Source organism: Oryzobacter faecalis, from assembly GCF_046764005.1.
GTDB lineage: Bacteria > Actinomycetota > Actinomycetes > Actinomycetales > Dermatophilaceae > Oryzobacter > Oryzobacter faecalis.
Genome location: NZ_JBKOFW010000002.1, coordinates 253465 through 269386, shown reverse-complemented (window position 1 = coordinate 269386; position 15922 = coordinate 253465). Strand labels below are relative to the sequence as shown.

Here is a 15922-nt window from a genome sequence, read left to right as displayed (position 1 = left end):
CTTGTGACCAGGCCTGCGCTCCTACGGTACCCATCACGAATCGCTGAGGGTGCTACCCAGCTGCGTTAACGCACGGCGACTTGCCGCCGACGACACTTGCGAATAGACATCCATCGTGAGGGCGATACGACTGTGGCGGAGAACGGCCATGGCGACCCGCGGGTGAACATCCAGAGCGACGAGCAGGCTGGCGCACGTGCGCCGAGTCGCATGAACGGGAATGACGGGGACACCCGCCTTCTTCGCCCGAAGCTTGAAGTCACGGTGAAAGTTTCGTGGGTCGACGGGATCGCCCAACCGAGTCGTGAAGACCAGGCCGCAGTCACCCCACATCTCGCCCGCCGCGAGTCGTCGCCGATTCTCCTCGACTCGATGCCGCTCGAGCGCCCGCAAAGCGATCGCGGGCAGTGGCAGCGGGGCATCCGAGGACGGCGTCTTCGTCTGACGCCGGAGCAGCTGATGCCCGACCCGTTGAACCTGCCACGCGATGAGCGCCTCCCCGCGCTCGAGGTCGACATCCTCCCAAGCCAGGCCCAGCATCTCCCCACGTCTCAGACCGAGCACCAGCAAGAGGACGTATCCCGCGTACATCGGATCATCGTCGGACCTGGCGGATTCGAGGAACCGCCGCGCCTCGTCCACGGTCCACACGGCTTGCTTCTTGTGGCGTGGCACCGGCACACGCACCAGCGCGGCCACGTTCCGGAAGACGAGCTCTTCTCGCATTGCCTGGGTCAGTGCGCCACGCAGCACCCGCACGGCTTGGTGCACCGTCCAGTCAGACGCGACTTGGTGGCAGCATTGCCCGATCGCGCAGCATTGTGGAACCGAGCGCGCGGCGTCTTTACCTTGGAAGCAGCATTGGCACCGGATGCGAAGCGTGTTCACCCAGACCTGGACGTCCCGCACCATCAGCTTGTCGAGCTTCCGGTCCCCGAGGTCGGGGACGATGTAGAGCCGCGTGAACATCTCGTAGTTTGAGGCCGTGGCCGGTGACAAGCTCGGCCGCACCGTCTCTTCCAACCAGCGCTCGAGGAAGTCCCGCAGGCGAGGAGAGACCGGCACCATCGGACCACGTCGGGCCTGTTCGTGCAGGCGAAGCCACTTCTCGTGTACCTCTGGCCTCGTCTTCCCGTAGACGGTCTTGCGCTGCCGGCGGCCCATCGGGGTCACGATCCACACATGTGCCGCGAAGCCCTTCCGGTAGGGATAGATGGACCCCTCCCCGTTCGCCCGGCGGCTCACGGCCAGTCCGCCTCCGCCTGGGCCGCCCGCATGGCGACGTACTCGTCGACCCACGCCGGCAGGATCCGTCGGGACCCTCCGTCCTTCAGCGATCGCAGATCGCCGCTGATACACATCATCCGCACCTTCGTTGGCCCGTAGCCGAGCATCTCGGCGACTTCAGGCACCGTGTACCACCGCCGCTGGATCGGGCCGATCGGTGCCTTCCGCTGGTCGGCTCGACCGCCGTTGTTCTCCGCCATCGCTGACATCTCCACTCCCTTCTTTAGGGACCGGCCTCCCGGAGGCCCTATCCCACCTGTTGCTGACAGACACCTCTTGCCTGTTCCCGCCTGGTCGCTCATCCCGTCGCTCTCACGCTGTGTTGGCTCGCAGTTGCCGAACGACTATCCACAGGTGGATCAACTCCAGCCAGAGACTTGGCGTACTCGTACTGTTCCCGCCAGCGGCGTCGCTCGAGCACCGTCTCCATGAGGACGGCGGCCGACGTTCCTTGGTGGCACACCACGGCGGCCCACACGAATCGCTCCCCGCCGTCGGCTGCTTCGACTTCGGCTGCCATCCGACGGGCCGACTCCACTTCGATGCCTGCCGCCTCGAGTGCCTCCCGCACGACGGCGGCGCGGTCTGCCTTGTGATCGGAAAGTGTCTTCCCGGACCACCCACGGGAGACGAGCACGCGACGACCTCCGACCCCAAGGTGCTCCCTGTCGTGTGCCTTGCTGAGGCATCGGCCCGGTACGAGACCTGGGCCAACCTTCCGCGGCTGGACACCGAAGCGGAGCCAGTTCGCGCAGTCCGGTGAGCACGGAAGCCACCGGACTTCGTGGTGGAGCCGGTCGACGTGTGCCTCGTAGGACGGGTCCTGCGCCTGGTCGGCGTACGTCTCGCCGACAGCCTTGGTGAGGTATTTGGTGAGGTAGCGGACAGATCGGTCGGCGTCGGAAGTGCCGGCCAGCAATCCCTGCACGTCGAGCTCACGGCCAAACCGGATCACGTGCGCGGGCTGCGCGTGCTCGTCGTCCTCCAACTCGGCCAGTGCGTCCGCCCAGGTCTGCAGAGGTACTCCCGTGCACGGGTCCAGGTAGTCGAGGCCATCCCACTCGGGCAGGTTGTCCACGTAGACAGGGCTGTTCATCTGGGGCCACCAGATCTGGTGGTAGGTCGCCCGCGTCACCTCCTTGATGACCGCGCGGGGGATGGCTCCACGGATCGCGACGTGGAAATGCGGTGCCAGCCGACGCTGTCCCTCTACGGCTCCGAAGTACTGCACTTTGTAGCCGGCACACCGTCGGAGGTTCTGGAACCAGCGGTCGAGCAGTCTCGGAAAGTGCAGCGCGTCGAGGGCGGCCCGCCGGTAGTCGTACTCGCGCAAGTTCTGCGGTGTACCGGTGCCAGGCACGATGCGCCCGTATCCGGGGAGGGTGAGCGTAATGAACATCGAGGGCCGATACGTCCGGCCGTCGCGGCCGTGGAAGACCTGCCCGATCGTGCGGTCCTCTTGTGAGCGTCGAGGTAGATCCGCAACGTCACTGCGTCGACGGGTCGATCGATTGCGACCACTCGTGCCGTCGTCCTCGTCCACTTGCTCCAGACGGCGGGGCTCTTTCGGCCTGACTGGGATGTCGGGCTCCTCATCGAGATGCCAGCCGGCGATGCATTGGTGCATCCGCACAGCCCGCGCCCGGACCGCACACGAGGGGCAGCGGGACTCGCGCGTGGATTGGCAGGGCAGAGCGACGAGAGCCGCCTCCCCAGTTTCCAGGTCCATGACCCGGCGCAGCAGAGGACGAATGCAGACGCGCTCCTTGACCGCATACTCCTGGACCGCGTCAAGAGGGACATCAGACAGCTTCATCGAGATCCCCCATCGCGGGTGCAGCGAGAACAGAGCGGACGACTGCACGCAGCGTCTCTCCCCGCTGTAGGCGGTCATCGAGAGCGCTCCGCTCTTCCGTGTCGAGCCCACCCCAGATGCCGTACTCCTCGCCATACAGGAGCGCCGCGGACAAGCACTGCGCCCGAATCGGACACGTAGAGCACGCCGAGCGGGCCGTGCGAGCCGCCGGCGTCCGCGGGTCCATGAACCAGGCGCCGGTCTTGTCGTTGGCGCACCTACCGCCGAGACGCCAGCGGATGCCGTCGAGCTCCTTGATGACGGTTGCCGTTGTTCGCACGTGCGCCAGCGGAACGCCGAACGCGCGGAGCGCGACTCGGTGGGCCTGGATCACCTTGTTGTTCATGCCGCTTCCCCTTCCCATTCATCGTGATGCCGTCGTGCGTCGCCCCCCACTCCGAGGTCGCTCAGGGATCTGGACAGGGCCAGGACGTCCTCGTCCGTGAGGTAGGCGGAGCGGACCCTGCGCACGTCGCGGCTTCCCTCGACACGCACGTAGGCAACTCCGGGGGTCAGTTCGGAGATGTGGTCGGCCTTCGCCCCCCGCTCGCGGGCACCGTCGCCGAGCACCATGTCCACCTGGATCGGGTTGTCGAGGCGCATCGCAATTCGCGTCGGAAAGAGGTCACGCCAGCTGACGACGTCCTTGCCCGGGTCCTGCACGGCGGCGATGACGGTGATGCCGACGGCCCGACCTTGGGTAAGCAGTAGGCCTAGGGCGTTCTCGATGCGGCGCACGACTGTCCGTTCGGCGAAGGCGCTGAGCGTCGCCAGCTCGTCGATGAGGATGACCAGGTGCGGGCTCCCTGCAGACGGTTGGTGAACCCGCTTGCCGTGAGTGGCGAGGTCAAGGCTTCGGCGGGTCTTGAGGTCGACCGCCTCCTCCAGCAGGTCACACATCGCCTCCGGTGAACCGCCCTCGAATCTGGCGAAGGCGCCGCGGCCGAGTCCGAGCTCCATCCCTCCCTTGGGGTCAAGAGCCCATACCTGCACCCAACCGTCGCTGATCGCCGGCGCGAGCCCGTGTACGAGGCTCCACAGCACCGAGCCCTTGCCTGCACCGGTTGCCCCGGCGATCAGGGCGTGGGTGGCCTGCACCCGAAAGCGCCAGAGTCGGCCATCGTCACCCAAACCAACGGGGATGCCGGTCAGGGCCACGTCCGTCGCCGGTTCGGGGCGGATCGCCCGGCGGAGCGGGTCGCGTCGGCGCAGCTCGAGCCACGCCCGGCCGGGTCGGGCCGTGACGACCTGCGTGCCGTCGGCACCGAAGGCGTGGCCGACCGCATCTGAGCAGGCGGCGACGTCATCAGGAGTCATTCCGACCGGCAGGCGCAGGAGCAGCCGGTCCCGGCCGGAGCTGTCGACGACGACGCGCAAGATGTGCGGGACAAGCTGGTTCTTCGACCGGTCAAGGGCCACCACCTCGTGCGGCCGGATCACGAGCCCGCAGCGGCTCGCGACGTGTCGCCAGCGCAACCGATACAGCGGGGCACGCCAAAGCAGAGTGAGCCGCGGCGCGGCCTGTCGGGTGAACGACTCGCGGTGTGCGAACCGCCATGTCGTGAGTGCTGTGGCGATGATGACCACCAGACCGGCGGCAGCGTAGAGGTTAAGCAGCCACACAGTCGTCACGACAACCGCCAAGATGATCGCGGTGCCGGCGTTGCGAGCCGCCCCCTTGGCCACCGCGACGACGAGGCGCAAGAGGAGCCATACCGCGCGAACAACAGCCTCGAGGACGACCGACAGCGGGTCGTCGGGCGCCACGTAGATGTCGGTGCTGCGCGGCCTCATGTCAGCTCCCTCACGACGTCCTGGTGCACCTCTCGGAGCAAGCCCGCTACCTCTGCCACCTGACGCTCGAGCTGCATGACCGCACGGTCCAGCTCGCGGTCCGGGCAGGTGTGCAGCATCGTGCGGAGAGCGACAATGGCCTCGTCGAGGATGTCGACACCGCGCACCAGCGCACGGGTCTGGGCAGGGAGGTCGTCAGGGCCGACACCTAGCAGCTGCGCCCACTCCAGCAGGCTTCCGGCGCGCATCACAGACGATCCCGGTCTGGCGCCGCGCACACCTGAAGCCGAAGCACCTCGCCGTCAAAGGCCGAGATGGCAGGACGGCGCTGCACGTCACGCCGTCCTGTTGACGTCGCCGAGGGTCTCGGCGATCCGGGTGCCGGCTGCGGCCAGAGAGCGAGTGGCGGCGGTGAGCATCATGACGAGCTCCTCGTCCGGCCCATGCGCGAGCGTCGCCCGGATGCGGTTGACGTCCTCATACAGCTCGGCGACCTGACGCGCTTTGGCCTTCAGCGCCCAGGGCAGCTCCTTGCGCCCGACCCCAAGGGTCTCGGTCCAGGCGACTGTGTCGATGGCACGCACGTCACGCCGCCCGACCCTCGCCGGATGTGGTCGCCTTCGGGACGGCCTTGCCAGGTGCGTGCATCGAGTCCGCGCGGAAGGACCACGCGATCCGGGGACGATTGCCGTTGTCATCGATGTACGCCAGGGCTGTCAGGCCGGAGAACTCCACGGGCGTGAACGGCGAGGTGGAGTCGTTCGCTGGCGGCACCGGCTGCACCTTGGCGAGGAACTTGATGCTTACGGTCTTGGACTTCTTGGGCGCCTCCGGGTCGGCATCGAGCACGTCGACGGACCAGATGAGCTCACCCGTGTCCTTATCGACCTGCTGCACCTTGGCGTCACGTGTGGATTGGTCGAAGTCCAGCACCGCCGTGACGGGTGAGACGATGAACGCCCCATGAGGGAACACCTCGTGGTGCGAGATCTGGAAGCGTCGTGCGATGGCCATGGTTGTTTCCCCTCTCAGGACTCTGAATAGCCGATTCGGCTAGGACCAGAAGACCGTTATCCACAGGACGCCGGTACCGCCTGGCGGGACGCCTCGGGACGTCCTACATTCGAGGAAATGGCCGGAAACGTCCCGGGGGTGGGGTCATGGCTAATGACAGGCTCAGAAGTGCTCTTGCTTCGGCGGCGATGACGTCTACAGAGCTTGGTGCGCGCATCCAGGTCGATCCGAAGACAGTCGATCGCTGGATCGCCAACGGTCGCGTACCTCATCGATCCAACCGACAGCGGGTGGCCTCCGCCCTCGGTCAGGACGAAAGCTACTTGTGGCCCGAAGCGTTCAGCGATGCGCAAGCCTCAGCAGTGAGCCGAGCTGAACTGATCCACGTGTACCCGAATCGTGGGTCGATCCAAGCCGCGCTCTGGCAAAGCCTCTTCGAGGCCGCTACTGAGTCGATCGACATCCTGGCGTTCGCGGCCAGCTTCTTACACGACACCCTGCCGGACGTAGATGAGGTGTTGACCGAGAAGGCCCGCTCGGGAGTGCGCGTCCGCCTCGTCTTCGGTGACCCCGAGTCTGAGGCTGTGCGGATCAGAGGAGTCGAAGAAGGGATCGGGGAGTCGCTTGCCGAGAGGTGTCGTCTGACTTGGAAGTATCTCGACCCCATCCTCGCCGAACCGGAAGTCTCGGTGCGGGCACACTCGAATACCCTCTACTGCTCGATGTTCCGCTTCGACGACGATCTGTTGGCAAACCATCATCTCTTTGGGGCTCCCGCTAATCACTCACCAGTCATGCACGTGCGACGTCTCGTAGGCGGCCGCCTTTTCGACCACCACATGACGTCTTTCGAACGAGTGTGGTCGTCGGCGACGGAGGGCCCTGCTGAGCTGCGTGGAGGTACACAAGTGCGGGACTTCTAGGCAATCTGGTCCCGAACCAAGGCATCGTAGACAGAAGTTGGGAACGGGACTTCGAAGTAATGCTTCTCGCGGCGCCGCTCCAGGAGCGCTGACAGCTGACCTCCGTGGATGTCGATGATCCGAGGCTGTCCAGACCTGACGAGCTCGACGATCGCGAGGTGAAAGCGAGATGGTTGTTCCAGGGCTGCTTGCACTTGTCGCGTCTCAAGCCATAGGTCGGATCCACGTGCGGCTCCGCCGAATGCCTTGACCTCGATCAACAGATCCCCTTCTATGTCAGCCACGGCACCGCGGCTGCGGGCGTCAACCGCAACGCGACCCGCAGCATGCTCCCTCGCCAACACCAGGCGGATCGCGATGTCTTCGACCTCTCGATTCGTCAACGGAGTGTCGCTCATGCTGCTCCCTCACTGACGCCCGTTGGGGGCGGTTTCGTCTCTGGCTCCAGGGTGGCAGGACTCTGAGATGGTGCGAAGCGAACGGAGGGGGGCGACGAGTGAGAGCTTTCCCGTCGCTCAGGCGGATTGAGGGGCTCAGCGGAGCTTGGGGATCAGAGTGCGGAGATCCACGATCTCGATGCGCGCGGCACGTGCGAACTGGGCAACGGTCGTGTCGCCGGTCAGCCCCTCCGGGGTTCTTAGCTTAAGGGCGGCTTTGGACAGGGTCTTGGCAGCATTACGATCGCTTTCGGTGAGAAAGCGAACGGGCCGGTCGCCCACGACGAAGACCTGGCGAAGGCGATCTGTGGCATCTAGCGACAGCCCAACAACATCAGCGAAGAGGCCACGTTGGCGACCTCCGTCAGCGCCCTTCCAAGAGGAGAGCTTGAACTCGGCGATCCGGTGGGTCGTTTCCAGATCGTAGTTCCGGGTTGGGTCGTTGCCGGCGCCAAGGGAAGGACGCTTAAGAACCCTCTCGCCCGGTCGCAGGATCAAGGGCAGCACCTGAACGATCACCGCGGCGTGGATCAGGGTGTCGAGCATTCCGATGCGTTCACGGACGATGAGGGCGCTGTCCACTAAGTCCTCATCAAGGCCTGACGAGGCCAGCACCTCGGCGGCCGCCTGGGCGTCGGCGTCTGAGAGGTGGGCCTCCAGGACGGCAATGCTCTTGGTTAGCGAGCCGGATGCCATGAACGAGTCAAGACGGTCAAAGGCAAGTGCAACCGAGCTGACGTCCATCGGATCGGCAGGGGAGCCGCCACCGACGCCGGGCTCTCGTGGCTTGTCCGCGGACTCAGGGATGGGACTAGTTTCGAAACCCAGTCGCTGAAAGACGCGCAGAGCGAAGTGCGTGATGAATGGCTCGTCAACGATGCCAGTTGCCACCCGGAAAGCCTGCTTGGGGGGCCACCGCTGGCCGTCGATTTGAACCCAGTGTGTCCGGATGGGATCCGGCGGTGCCCCAGGCACACGAGCGCGAACGGTGTCCGCGTCGAGTGATCGAACTACCCCGTTGAGTACGAAATCCATGATCGGACACTACGGGTGAGGCGTGGTGGGTGTCTCATGGAAGGGTCAGACCTCGTCGTCCTGGAACGGCTGGCCCGTCGCCAGAACGTAGCGTCCAGTTGATCGTGAGGGGATCACACCAAGCGGTGGATTAGAAGCGCTGCCGGAGAGGCTGTCGCGTCTAGGCAGTGACGCGGCCCGAGCCTTGTTCCAGACGTTCCCGAACTTCTGCATACTTGCCGGCCTGGCGGCGCGCCTCCTCGATCGAGTCGGGACCAGGAACGTCCTCGAGCCAGCGCAGCGTCCAGTACACGACTTGACTGTCCCTGCGCTTATCTCGCAGAAACTGGGAGTTAACCACCAAAGCCCGATAGACCTTGGACCGCTCGTAGTCTGAGGCGCCCAGCCGCTTTAGCTCCACCAAGGACTTCCTCAGCGTCTTCTCTGCCTTTTCTAGCCACTCTTGGCCAGATTCGAAGTCCAAACCCCGCACGAGCGTCTGACCAATGCGTGACGCCGCATATCCGGAGAGCCGCAACAAGCCCGAGTCGGAATCGCCGCATCGCTTCAGACCATGCTCGGCCGCCTCGTGCATTCGCTTCCAGTCCCCCGCCCGGTCCTCAGCTTGGGCCCAGCGCACGTAACCCTCTCGGCGCCGAAGCCCCAAGTCAAATGCCCTTGACCAATCCTGGCGAGCGTCGATCATCCGTGGGGGCCGCTGCGCCGCAAGGACTTCGGCGCGCAGTGCCAGCAGGTCAGGCGAACCCGGGTTACCAGACAATGCCGACTCGGCAACCTCGAGGGCCTCTGCTAGTCGGCCACCCCGCAAGCGAACACTTGCTTGACGGTAGACATCAGCAGTTTCTGAGTCCTTCACCGTGACCTTGAGTGCGCTTTCAACCGCGTTGCGAAGCCACAGTTTGGTCGGATCGGCGCGCACATCTTGCCGCACGATGAGCTCGAGATTTCGGTGCGCACGGTAGCTGGGCACTCCTTCCACCAGCTCCGGCGTTGGCACAAGGAAGCGGCTCTCTAGCTCCTGCACCGCGGAGACCGCGTCGTCTTGGCCGATGCCGAGGATCGCCTCCATCTGCGCGATGGATAGAGGAGCTCTTGCCCAACAAGTGGCTTCCAAGCAGTTCCTTGCAGAGTCGCTTAAAAGGTCACACTCACGCTGCAACGCGTAGCGCCGAGCGGCGTCCCCACGCTGTTGCTTCCACCTGTCTATGGCCTCGCGGACCTTTAGTTGCCGGCATAGGCGAAGAAGATCCTCCATGTATAGCGGGGAGCCCTCCGTCGCATCGTAGATTTTGTCAAATGCCGTGTCCAGGCCAGGGCGATCGGCGAGACCAAGACGTTCCGCGGTGAGTTGGAAATACTCACGTGCGTCGCCTGGGTCTAGACCTGTGATCCGGGTTGACGACTTCGCCATCCCCGGGTACATCCGGCGGCTTGTCAAAAGGACTTTGCTCTTGGTTCGCGGCGCATCGTAGGTGAAGAACTCAACGACGTCCTCTTCGCGCTCCTCAATGCTGTCGATGTCGTCAACAATCAGCAACGAGGGAAAATCGGAGAGCAGCTTGAGAACCACCTCTCTCTTGACTTCCAGAGTCTTATCGAGATTGTTCACATCTCCGAAGTCCCGCAGAAGTCTATCAAGCGCGGTCTCCAGGCCCTCGAAGTCCGGGCGCATTATTGCCTGGATCTCCGATTGCTCGAACCTACGCTTCTTTGCGCTGAGCCACAAAACCGCAGCGGTTCCCTGAGGGTTCGCGATCGAAACACTTGTAGCGAACTGGTATGCGATTGACGACTTGCCCTTGCCACCGTCCCCAACGAGTACCCACCGGCGTGCTTGGTCGTCCGCAAACCACGCCCAGAGTGCTTCTAGTTCATCTGTACGACCGACGAATCGGTCGTACATCGCTTCCCGGGAGGGCAGCGTCTGCAGCATAGAGTCAATAGTGAGGTCACCTGGGTCGACCTCGGCGGCACGACGGAGAAGTTCACGTTGAATGATCTGGATACCGGCGACCGCCGCTTGAAGCTGAAGGAACTTCACAATGCGGATGCAGGCGTCCGCCAAGGTGAGAGCGTCGTACACTGACAAATCCATACTCGGAGGGTGAGCATTAGGATTTCTAGTGTCCTTTACCTGTTCCATCCACGTGAAGAACTTTCTTCTGGTCGCCTTCGCGGCGTCTCCCTCTGGAATCGCGTCGCTGGGTACGAGGTCGAAATAGAACTTCTCGAACAAGGAGTAGAAGTGGTTTACGCTGAGGCGATCTAGTGCATCCAACGGGCGCCGATCGATGCCCTTTGCCTTGGCGATATCCAGTGAGGCACAGATGCTCGCCCATTCCTTGGAGAAGAGCTTCTCTATTGCGGAGTCCAAGTCCGCCCCGAGAGTCTGCGAGAGCCTCGATCGTGCATGTTCCAAGACCGGATTTCTGAATGCTTTGTTGGTGAGTTCATAAGTCAGCCCATCTACGCTCAAAGCCGAGTAGTCCATGGAATCCCATCCGCGTCGTGGTGGCTGCTCGACCATGCTAACCACCTATGGCGGGAGAGGACTCTCGAGGCGGATCGCCGCGGGCATTCGGTGGGGTGCGGCTCCCCCGAGACCCGCCTGGCGCGTGTGCCCTTCCCTCCAACAAGCGTCAGTTTCGAACATGAACCCCACGACAAGCGGACGGGGGTACCTGCGATGTCGCGGGTTCGTGACACGGCAAACCCAGCCGATCCGGGCTTGACCTCGACAACGACGAAGCCTCTCTGCGGCTGCGGTCCACCATGGAGGTACGTATGGATCGCGCTATCGTCGCGTCATGGGGAGGATCGACTACATAGAGGATCCGGCTGCACCGGAGGCCAATAGCGTCGTGCCCTCGGTCGTCGCGATCGTGCGTGACGACGGCGGGCGGGTGCTCCTGATCCACAAGACCGACAACAACCTGTGGGCTCTGCCTGGCGGTGGTCATGAGATCGGAGAGTCGATTGTCGACACGGTCATTCGCGAGGTCAAAGAGGAGACCGGCTACGAGGTCGAGGTCGAGACCCTCACCGGGACCTACACAAACCCCCGCCACGTCATGGCCTACGACGATGGCGAGGTGCGCCAACAGTTCTCGATCGCCTTTCGCGCCCGGCTCGTGGGTGGTGAAGCCCGGACGAGTAGCGAGAGCAGCGAGGTCGTGTGGGTGCCCCCAGAAGAGCTCGACGCCTTAGACATGCACCCCTCCATGCGACTGCGAATCCAACACGCCCTCGAGCGACGCGACGCGCCGTACTTAGGCTGACAGCAACCTCTCCGCGCGTTCGCAGCACGCCTCGAGGTATGGGCGCGACCGCAGTACGGCTCGATGGACCGGGTCAGCCGGCGAGTACCGGGAGACGATCTCATCCAGTCGCGAGTTGACGGTGGCCGGATCACCCGAGGGGGAGACGGTGAGGTCGCACAGGATCAGGGCATCCAAGAGGCTTTGGTCAGGGCGTGGGACCGTGGCCAGTTCCTCGGCCAGGCCTCGCTCCTCCGCCTCAAACTCCGCCCCGGTGTGGAAGGCCACCAACGAGATCACCATGGGGGAAGCACCTACGCCCACCAGGTACCTGGCCCCGTCGAGTGCGTGGAGACCCGAGTCCTGCGCCGCGGGGGCGTAGCCCACGTCGTGGAGCCAAGCGGCCTGGACCACTGGGTCTTCAGCATCGATGGACTGCGACAGTGCAGCTGCCCGCGCGGCGACACCCTGCACATGTCGCCACCGCTGCGGATGAGAAATCGCCAGACACTCTTCCGCGAGTAGCCGGGCGTCATTGCTCCTCATGCAGCACAACGCTACGTGCTCCCCTTCCCTCGCGGCGGCAGCCCTTTGACGTTGGGAGGCTCACGGTTTTGCGGTAGGGCGACCAGCGACGACGGTGTCCCCCCAGGGGTGATCGACAGTCAGGTCGATCGGCTTCACCTCGACGGTTCGGCCGGTCGTGGGCGCGTGGATGATGTTGCCGCGCCCGTCGTAGAGCCCGACATGGTGAAAGAAGCCGAGCCGATCTCGTGGGTCGTGGAAGAAGAGCAGGTCACCGGCCCTGATCTCCCCAAGCGACACGGGCGTGACCGCGGCCGCCTGATCGCTGGCAACGCGCGGCAGAGTGACCCCGGCGGCTTGAAACCACACGTACCTCGTGAAGCTCGAGCAGTCGAACCCGACGGTTGACGCGCCCTTTCCGAATCCGCGGCCCGGGCCGCTCAACGTGCCACCGCCCCACGAGTACGGGATGCCCAGCTGGGTCAGCGCGACCTCCACGACCTTCGAACCAGCCCCGCCGCCGAAACCCGACGCGCACTCCGATGCGGCAATGCTGGGGGTGCTAGCCAGCTGTCGAGCGAGGTTCTCCCACTTGGCGTAAGCGCCAGGGAACGCACTCACCTGCACGGCCTGTGCGGCACGGGTCACGGGCAGGTCGAGATAGTCCGGAACGGACAATAGACCGCGCTGACCGCCCTTGCCGCCAGTGAAGAACATCCTGGACGACATGGCCGGATCAAGTCGGTCTGCTCGGCTTCCCCAAGCGTCGCGTTGTTGGAACAAGCCGATGGAGTCGCGGTCCCCGTACGGGAGGTTGCGCAGCAGCGACTCCTGCAGTGCCGTGCTCAGCGCGATGACCCACCCCCTCGACGGGACCCCCAGTGCGCGCCCAACCGCGACGATCGTCTGAGCGTTCGCCAGCTGCTCGGCGTCCAGGGACCCGATGTCGATAGGTGCTGGTCGGGCGATGACAGCGCAGCCCACGAGCGCACCATCTTCATCGCCGCTGGGGTCCCCTTCGAAGAGCACCGAGGTGAAGACTCCCACCGCCAAGGCGCCCACGAGTAGAACAGGCAGAACGACCGCCAACACGCGGCGCCCGACCCTCCACAGATTCCTCTTGAGCTCCGCAGTCGCGAGCACCGTCACGGGATCCACGATCAGCCGCCTAGTGCCGATGCGAGGGTGCCCAGTGCCTCCGGCTCGATGCCATCGACGCGCCACCCTGCCGCCGTCAGTTCGAGCGCGACGTGGACCGCCCCGCCGTCCGTCGGCACCCGCACTGATGCTGCACCCTCGCTCCTGCGAAGGACCTCGGTGTCCCCGACGACTCGGGATGCCGGCACGGCGACCGAGGACGCAGCATCCAGCTCCAACGCGAAGTCCGGTGTCGAAAGCGCCTGACAGCGCGCCTGCCACTCCTCAATCGCCGCATCGGGTCGTGCCCAGGCGCGAACGAAGGCGACTGCGACTTCCTCCGGCAACTCCGGCATTACCGGAGTGCTTGGTGTAGGCGAGGAGGGCGGAATGGACGGCCGCGATGACTGGACCGGGTAGTCGGATGACATGCCTTGGGTTCTCACGGCGTTCGGACCGGCGGTCGCTGCCTCCAACCCGACCCCGTCTGAGAGGCGCCCGACGCCGGCCACGAATAGGACAGCTCCGATAACCGTGACAACAAGGTTCCGCCACGACCAAAGGGGCCATCGCCACCATCCGAGTCCACCAATGCCGTTCATGACGCATCAACATCCGTGTCGCCAACCGCGACATCCCGATGCAGCATGGCGCCGGTTCGAGCGTCGTAGACGAAGTAGCCGATCCCTTCATCGGCGATTCGAGCATTGCCGTCGTGCGCTGTCACCGGTGCGAAGGGGCGCGGGCCGCTCGAGTCCTCAAGGGTCTGCCCCCTGATGACGGTTCCGCTCGGCTCAGCGGCGGAAACGGCCGACGCGGTAGTTAGAGCCCCCACACCGTTCGTGTGCGCCGCGAGGGATTCGGGCGATCTCGCAATGCCGAAACCATCGGTGGCTAGTCCGGTATTGCGGGTGTCGTTCCCAACGCCGGGAGGCGCTGGCAGTGCCCGTTGCGGGGACAGGGTCCTCGAATCGAACCGGGTCGCGGTCACCGTGGTGGTCCGGCTCAGGCCACCGTCGCTCGTCACATCCCAGACCATTTGGTCCCGGACGAATGCCTCGGCACGGGGGACGGACTTCCCTGTAGGGCGTTCTCCCGGGTCAGTTGGCACCGTCGGTTCGGGGTCCTGATCCTGCGTGTCCTCGATAGCCCGCTTCGTGCCGTCGTTCACGCCTTGACGGGTCACCACGTAGCGCGTGAGCTGTCGACCGAGATGGTGGCGTCGCATCCGCCGGCTCGAGTGGCCGAAGATCCGGGTGAACGACAGTAACGGAGCCATGAGCACGAACGCCGCCAGCGTGATGACCAGGCACAGAACGAGCGCCATGATGTCCATACCCGCGTCATCCGCCGTGCTCAGAACTGCCGAAATGGCTGCGGTGTAGACCACCGAGCCCGCCGAGAACGCGACGACATTGACGACAGCGGCACCGCCGATGTTGGCCATCTGCTTGACGACCCCCGACAACGGGGCGAAGACCCCGATGACGGCGGCGGCCGGCAGGAACATCACGAGGAGCCGCAGGATCACCAGGCCGGCCAGTAGAAAGACGTCGGCGACCAGCCTGAACAGGTCGACGAACACGGCGGCGAATAGCGCCATCACGCCGTTGCCCATCCGGCCGCCTGCTTGCCCTGAAGGACGGCGTAGGTCGCAGGGTCTTCCTCGGCGATCTCTTCGGCCGTCTCCTTCCATCGATTCGCCTTCTCCTCGTTGAGCTGGTTCGTCGCTTCCGGCGTAGCGGCCGCCGCCGACTCCGACCAGCTGACTGCGCTGGCTTCGAACAGGGCTGGCCCCCAGCGGTCGGCTGCGGCCGAGTCGGATGATCCGAGCTGACCGCGCAGCCACGCGTCGTAGAGGACACGGTCGACCGTGAGGGCGCCCTGGGCGCGCGCGCTCGACCGCCCTGGCCTGGTTGAGGAGTCGACGCCCGCCGTGCGCGCTTGGATCGACCCGATGGTCGAGGTGATGGTGTCGTCGAAGAACCCGCTGGCCCGGGAGGGATACTGCGTGATCGCCGCCACGACAGCGAGTACCAGCGCCGCCCATGCTGCACCTGCGACGACAGCGGGGAACTGGCCCCGCATCGCCTGGAGTAGCAGAAGGGCTGCTACGCCCATCACGGCAACGGCGCCCCAAGGGCTCCAGATCGAGTCGTGCAGGCGGGTGGTCACGGTCTCGACGACGTTGTCGAGTGGGCCCATGTACGAGCTCGGGTCTGCCACCTTGTTGTGCAATCCGTTCGTGGCCGCTGTGAGCCACACCGCACACGACAGGAGGACGTTGCCGATCATCGTGTCCGTGGCGGCCGCTGGGTCGCGCATAGACCCTCCGCATCCCAGGTCGTAGGTGTGCCAGATCAGACCGGCGTAGCCGTACTGCTCGTAGATGCTCGTGGACGGGTTCCCGGCAAAGGGGTCACCTGCCACCGGCAACGGATCCGGCTCTGGGTCCAAGGCGGCCGGGAGACCCATTCCCGGACGGTCCGGAATAGGCGCGTCCTTGCAGTCGGGAACGCCCGGGATGCCGGGAAGGGACCGGATGATCGACACCCCACCCCGCGGCGCCGCAACAACGTTCGGAGCAGTGACCACACTGACAACACCGAGACCCGCAGCGACCACGACGAGCAACAAGGCTCTGACGCGCACCCTCAT

Annotated in this window: 18 protein-coding genes; 2 read left to right on the top strand and 16 right to left on the bottom strand. The window is 64.9% G+C overall.

Translation table 11 applies throughout. From position 1 onward, the window contains the following. Positions 1–33: 33 nt before the first annotated feature. The 8 genes from ACK8HX_RS05150 to ACK8HX_RS05115 all read right to left on the bottom strand — a co-directional run bounded on the left by ACK8HX_RS05150 (position 34) and on the right by ACK8HX_RS05115 (position 5950). A complete protein-coding gene (locus ACK8HX_RS05150; protein ID WP_411939594.1) occupies positions 34–1164 on the bottom strand; it encodes a tyrosine-type recombinase/integrase in 1131 nt (376 codons plus the stop codon). A gap of 77 nt (positions 1165–1241) precedes the next feature. Then, positions 1242–1487 (bottom strand): helix-turn-helix domain-containing protein, encoded by a 246-nt coding sequence (locus tag ACK8HX_RS05145; RefSeq protein ID WP_411939593.1) that lies wholly within the window; start codon positions 1485–1487, stop codon positions 1242–1244. Positions 1488–1585: 98 nt separating this feature from the next. After that, entirely contained in the window at positions 1586–3103 is a 1518-nt protein-coding gene (locus tag ACK8HX_RS05140; protein ID WP_411939592.1) for a replication initiator, read from the bottom strand. Continuing rightward, a complete protein-coding gene (locus ACK8HX_RS05135; protein ID WP_411939591.1) occupies positions 3090–3488 on the bottom strand; it encodes a WhiB family transcriptional regulator in 399 nt (132 codons plus the stop codon). The genes ACK8HX_RS05140 and ACK8HX_RS05135 overlap by 14 nt, the downstream gene beginning before the upstream one ends. Next, complete coding sequence (locus ACK8HX_RS05130; RefSeq protein WP_411939590.1) at positions 3485–4936, bottom strand: FtsK/SpoIIIE domain-containing protein; 1452 nt, start codon at positions 4934–4936, stop codon at positions 3485–3487. The genes ACK8HX_RS05135 and ACK8HX_RS05130 overlap by 4 nt, the downstream gene beginning before the upstream one ends. Then, positions 4933–5184, bottom strand: a complete 252-nt coding sequence (locus ACK8HX_RS05125; RefSeq protein ID WP_411939589.1) for a hypothetical protein — start codon at positions 5182–5184, stop codon at positions 4933–4935. The genes ACK8HX_RS05130 and ACK8HX_RS05125 overlap by 4 nt, the downstream gene beginning before the upstream one ends. Before the next feature lie 87 nt (positions 5185–5271). Continuing rightward, on the bottom strand, positions 5272–5520 hold the full coding sequence (locus ACK8HX_RS05120) for a hypothetical protein (RefSeq protein ID WP_411939588.1): 249 nt from the start codon (positions 5518–5520) through the stop codon (positions 5272–5274). 1 nt (position 5521) lies between these two features. Continuing rightward, complete coding sequence (locus ACK8HX_RS05115) at positions 5522–5950, bottom strand: plasmid replication, integration and excision activator (protein ID WP_411939587.1); 429 nt, start codon at positions 5948–5950, stop codon at positions 5522–5524. 146 nt (positions 5951–6096) lie between these two features. Between ACK8HX_RS05115 and ACK8HX_RS05110 the strand changes: the two genes are divergently transcribed. Beyond that, complete coding sequence (locus ACK8HX_RS05110; protein ID WP_411939586.1) at positions 6097–6873, top strand: phospholipase D-like domain-containing protein; 777 nt, start codon at positions 6097–6099, stop codon at positions 6871–6873. On the opposite strand, the gene ACK8HX_RS05105 is transcribed toward ACK8HX_RS05110, so the two are convergent. The 3 genes from ACK8HX_RS05105 to ACK8HX_RS05095 all read right to left on the bottom strand — a co-directional run bounded on the left by ACK8HX_RS05105 (position 6870) and on the right by ACK8HX_RS05095 (position 10872). Then, positions 6870–7271 carry a protein NO VEIN domain-containing protein gene (locus ACK8HX_RS05105; RefSeq protein WP_411939585.1) on the bottom strand — a complete coding sequence of 134 codons (402 nt, stop codon included), beginning with the start codon at positions 7269–7271 and terminating at the stop codon, positions 6870–6872. The two genes, ACK8HX_RS05110 and ACK8HX_RS05105, sit on opposite strands and share 4 nt — an antisense overlap. A gap of 135 nt (positions 7272–7406) precedes the next feature. Then, entirely contained in the window at positions 7407–8201 is a 795-nt protein-coding gene (locus tag ACK8HX_RS05100) for a hypothetical protein (protein ID WP_411939584.1), read from the bottom strand. Between the two features lie 304 nt (positions 8202–8505). Then, on the bottom strand, positions 8506–10872 hold the full coding sequence (locus ACK8HX_RS05095; RefSeq protein WP_411939583.1) for an NB-ARC domain-containing protein: 2367 nt from the start codon (positions 10870–10872) through the stop codon (positions 8506–8508). Between the two features lie 280 nt (positions 10873–11152). On the opposite strand from ACK8HX_RS05095, the gene ACK8HX_RS05090 reads away from it, so the two are divergent. Continuing rightward, positions 11153–11623 (top strand): NUDIX hydrolase, encoded by a 471-nt coding sequence (locus ACK8HX_RS05090; protein ID WP_411939582.1) that lies wholly within the window; start codon positions 11153–11155, stop codon positions 11621–11623. Here the strand turns inward: ACK8HX_RS05090 and ACK8HX_RS05085 are convergent. The 5 genes from ACK8HX_RS05085 to ACK8HX_RS05065 form a co-directional block, all read right to left on the bottom strand. Next, on the bottom strand, positions 11615–12148 hold the full coding sequence (locus ACK8HX_RS05085; protein WP_411939581.1) for an HD domain-containing protein: 534 nt from the start codon (positions 12146–12148) through the stop codon (positions 11615–11617). The genes ACK8HX_RS05090 and ACK8HX_RS05085 overlap by 9 nt on opposite strands. A 60-nt stretch (positions 12149–12208) precedes the next feature. Further along, positions 12209–13276, bottom strand: coding sequence for a C40 family peptidase (locus ACK8HX_RS05080; protein ID WP_411939580.1), 1068 nt, complete (start codon positions 13274–13276; stop codon positions 12209–12211). Positions 13277–13287: 11 nt separating this feature from the next. Beyond that, on the bottom strand, positions 13288–13695 hold the full coding sequence (locus ACK8HX_RS05075) for a hypothetical protein (RefSeq protein ID WP_411939579.1): 408 nt from the start codon (positions 13693–13695) through the stop codon (positions 13288–13290). A 167-nt stretch (positions 13696–13862) separates the two neighbouring features. Further along, entirely contained in the window at positions 13863–14882 is a 1020-nt protein-coding gene (locus ACK8HX_RS05070; RefSeq protein ID WP_411939578.1) for a hypothetical protein, read from the bottom strand. Continuing rightward, a complete protein-coding gene (locus ACK8HX_RS05065) occupies positions 14867–15922 on the bottom strand; it encodes a hypothetical protein (RefSeq protein ID WP_411939577.1) in 1056 nt (351 codons plus the stop codon). Before ACK8HX_RS05065 ends, ACK8HX_RS05070 begins: the two co-directional genes overlap by 16 nt.

Coding starts and splice junctions, on each gene's coding strand:
- ACK8HX_RS05085 (WP_411939581.1), bottom strand. CDS start 12,148: ATGAGGAGCAATGACGCCCGGCTACTCGCGGAAGAGTGTCTGGCGATT.
- ACK8HX_RS05090 (WP_411939582.1), top strand. CDS start 11,153: ATGGGGAGGATCGACTACATAGAGGATCCGGCTGCACCGGAGGCCAAT.
- ACK8HX_RS05070 (WP_411939578.1), bottom strand. CDS start 14,882: ATGGGCAACGGCGTGATGGCGCTATTCGCCGCCGTGTTCGTCGACCTG.
- ACK8HX_RS05145 (WP_411939593.1), bottom strand. CDS start 1,487: ATGGCGGAGAACAACGGCGGTCGAGCCGACCAGCGGAAGGCACCGATC.
- ACK8HX_RS05135 (WP_411939591.1), bottom strand. CDS start 3,488: ATGAACAACAAGGTGATCCAGGCCCACCGAGTCGCGCTCCGCGCGTTC.
- ACK8HX_RS05065 (WP_411939577.1), bottom strand. CDS start 15,922: ATGAGGGTGCGCGTCAGAGCCTTGTTGCTCGTCGTGGTCGCTGCGGGT.
- ACK8HX_RS05140 (WP_411939592.1), bottom strand. CDS start 3,103: ATGAAGCTGTCTGATGTCCCTCTTGACGCGGTCCAGGAGTATGCGGTC.
- ACK8HX_RS05125 (WP_411939589.1), bottom strand. CDS start 5,184: ATGCGCGCCGGAAGCCTGCTGGAGTGGGCGCAGCTGCTAGGTGTCGGC.
- ACK8HX_RS05105 (WP_411939585.1), bottom strand. CDS start 7,271: ATGAGCGACACTCCGTTGACGAATCGAGAGGTCGAAGACATCGCGATC.
- ACK8HX_RS05130 (WP_411939590.1), bottom strand. CDS start 4,936: ATGAGGCCGCGCAGCACCGACATCTACGTGGCGCCCGACGACCCGCTG.
- ACK8HX_RS05075 (WP_411939579.1), bottom strand. CDS start 13,695: ATGTCATCCGACTACCCGGTCCAGTCATCGCGGCCGTCCATTCCGCCC.
- ACK8HX_RS05095 (WP_411939583.1), bottom strand. CDS start 10,872: ATGGTCGAGCAGCCACCACGACGCGGATGGGATTCCATGGACTACTCG.
- ACK8HX_RS05150 (WP_411939594.1), bottom strand. CDS start 1,164: ATGGGCCGCCGGCAGCGCAAGACCGTCTACGGGAAGACGAGGCCAGAG.
- ACK8HX_RS05115 (WP_411939587.1), bottom strand. CDS start 5,950: ATGGCCATCGCACGACGCTTCCAGATCTCGCACCACGAGGTGTTCCCT.
- ACK8HX_RS05110 (WP_411939586.1), top strand. CDS start 6,097: ATGGCTAATGACAGGCTCAGAAGTGCTCTTGCTTCGGCGGCGATGACG.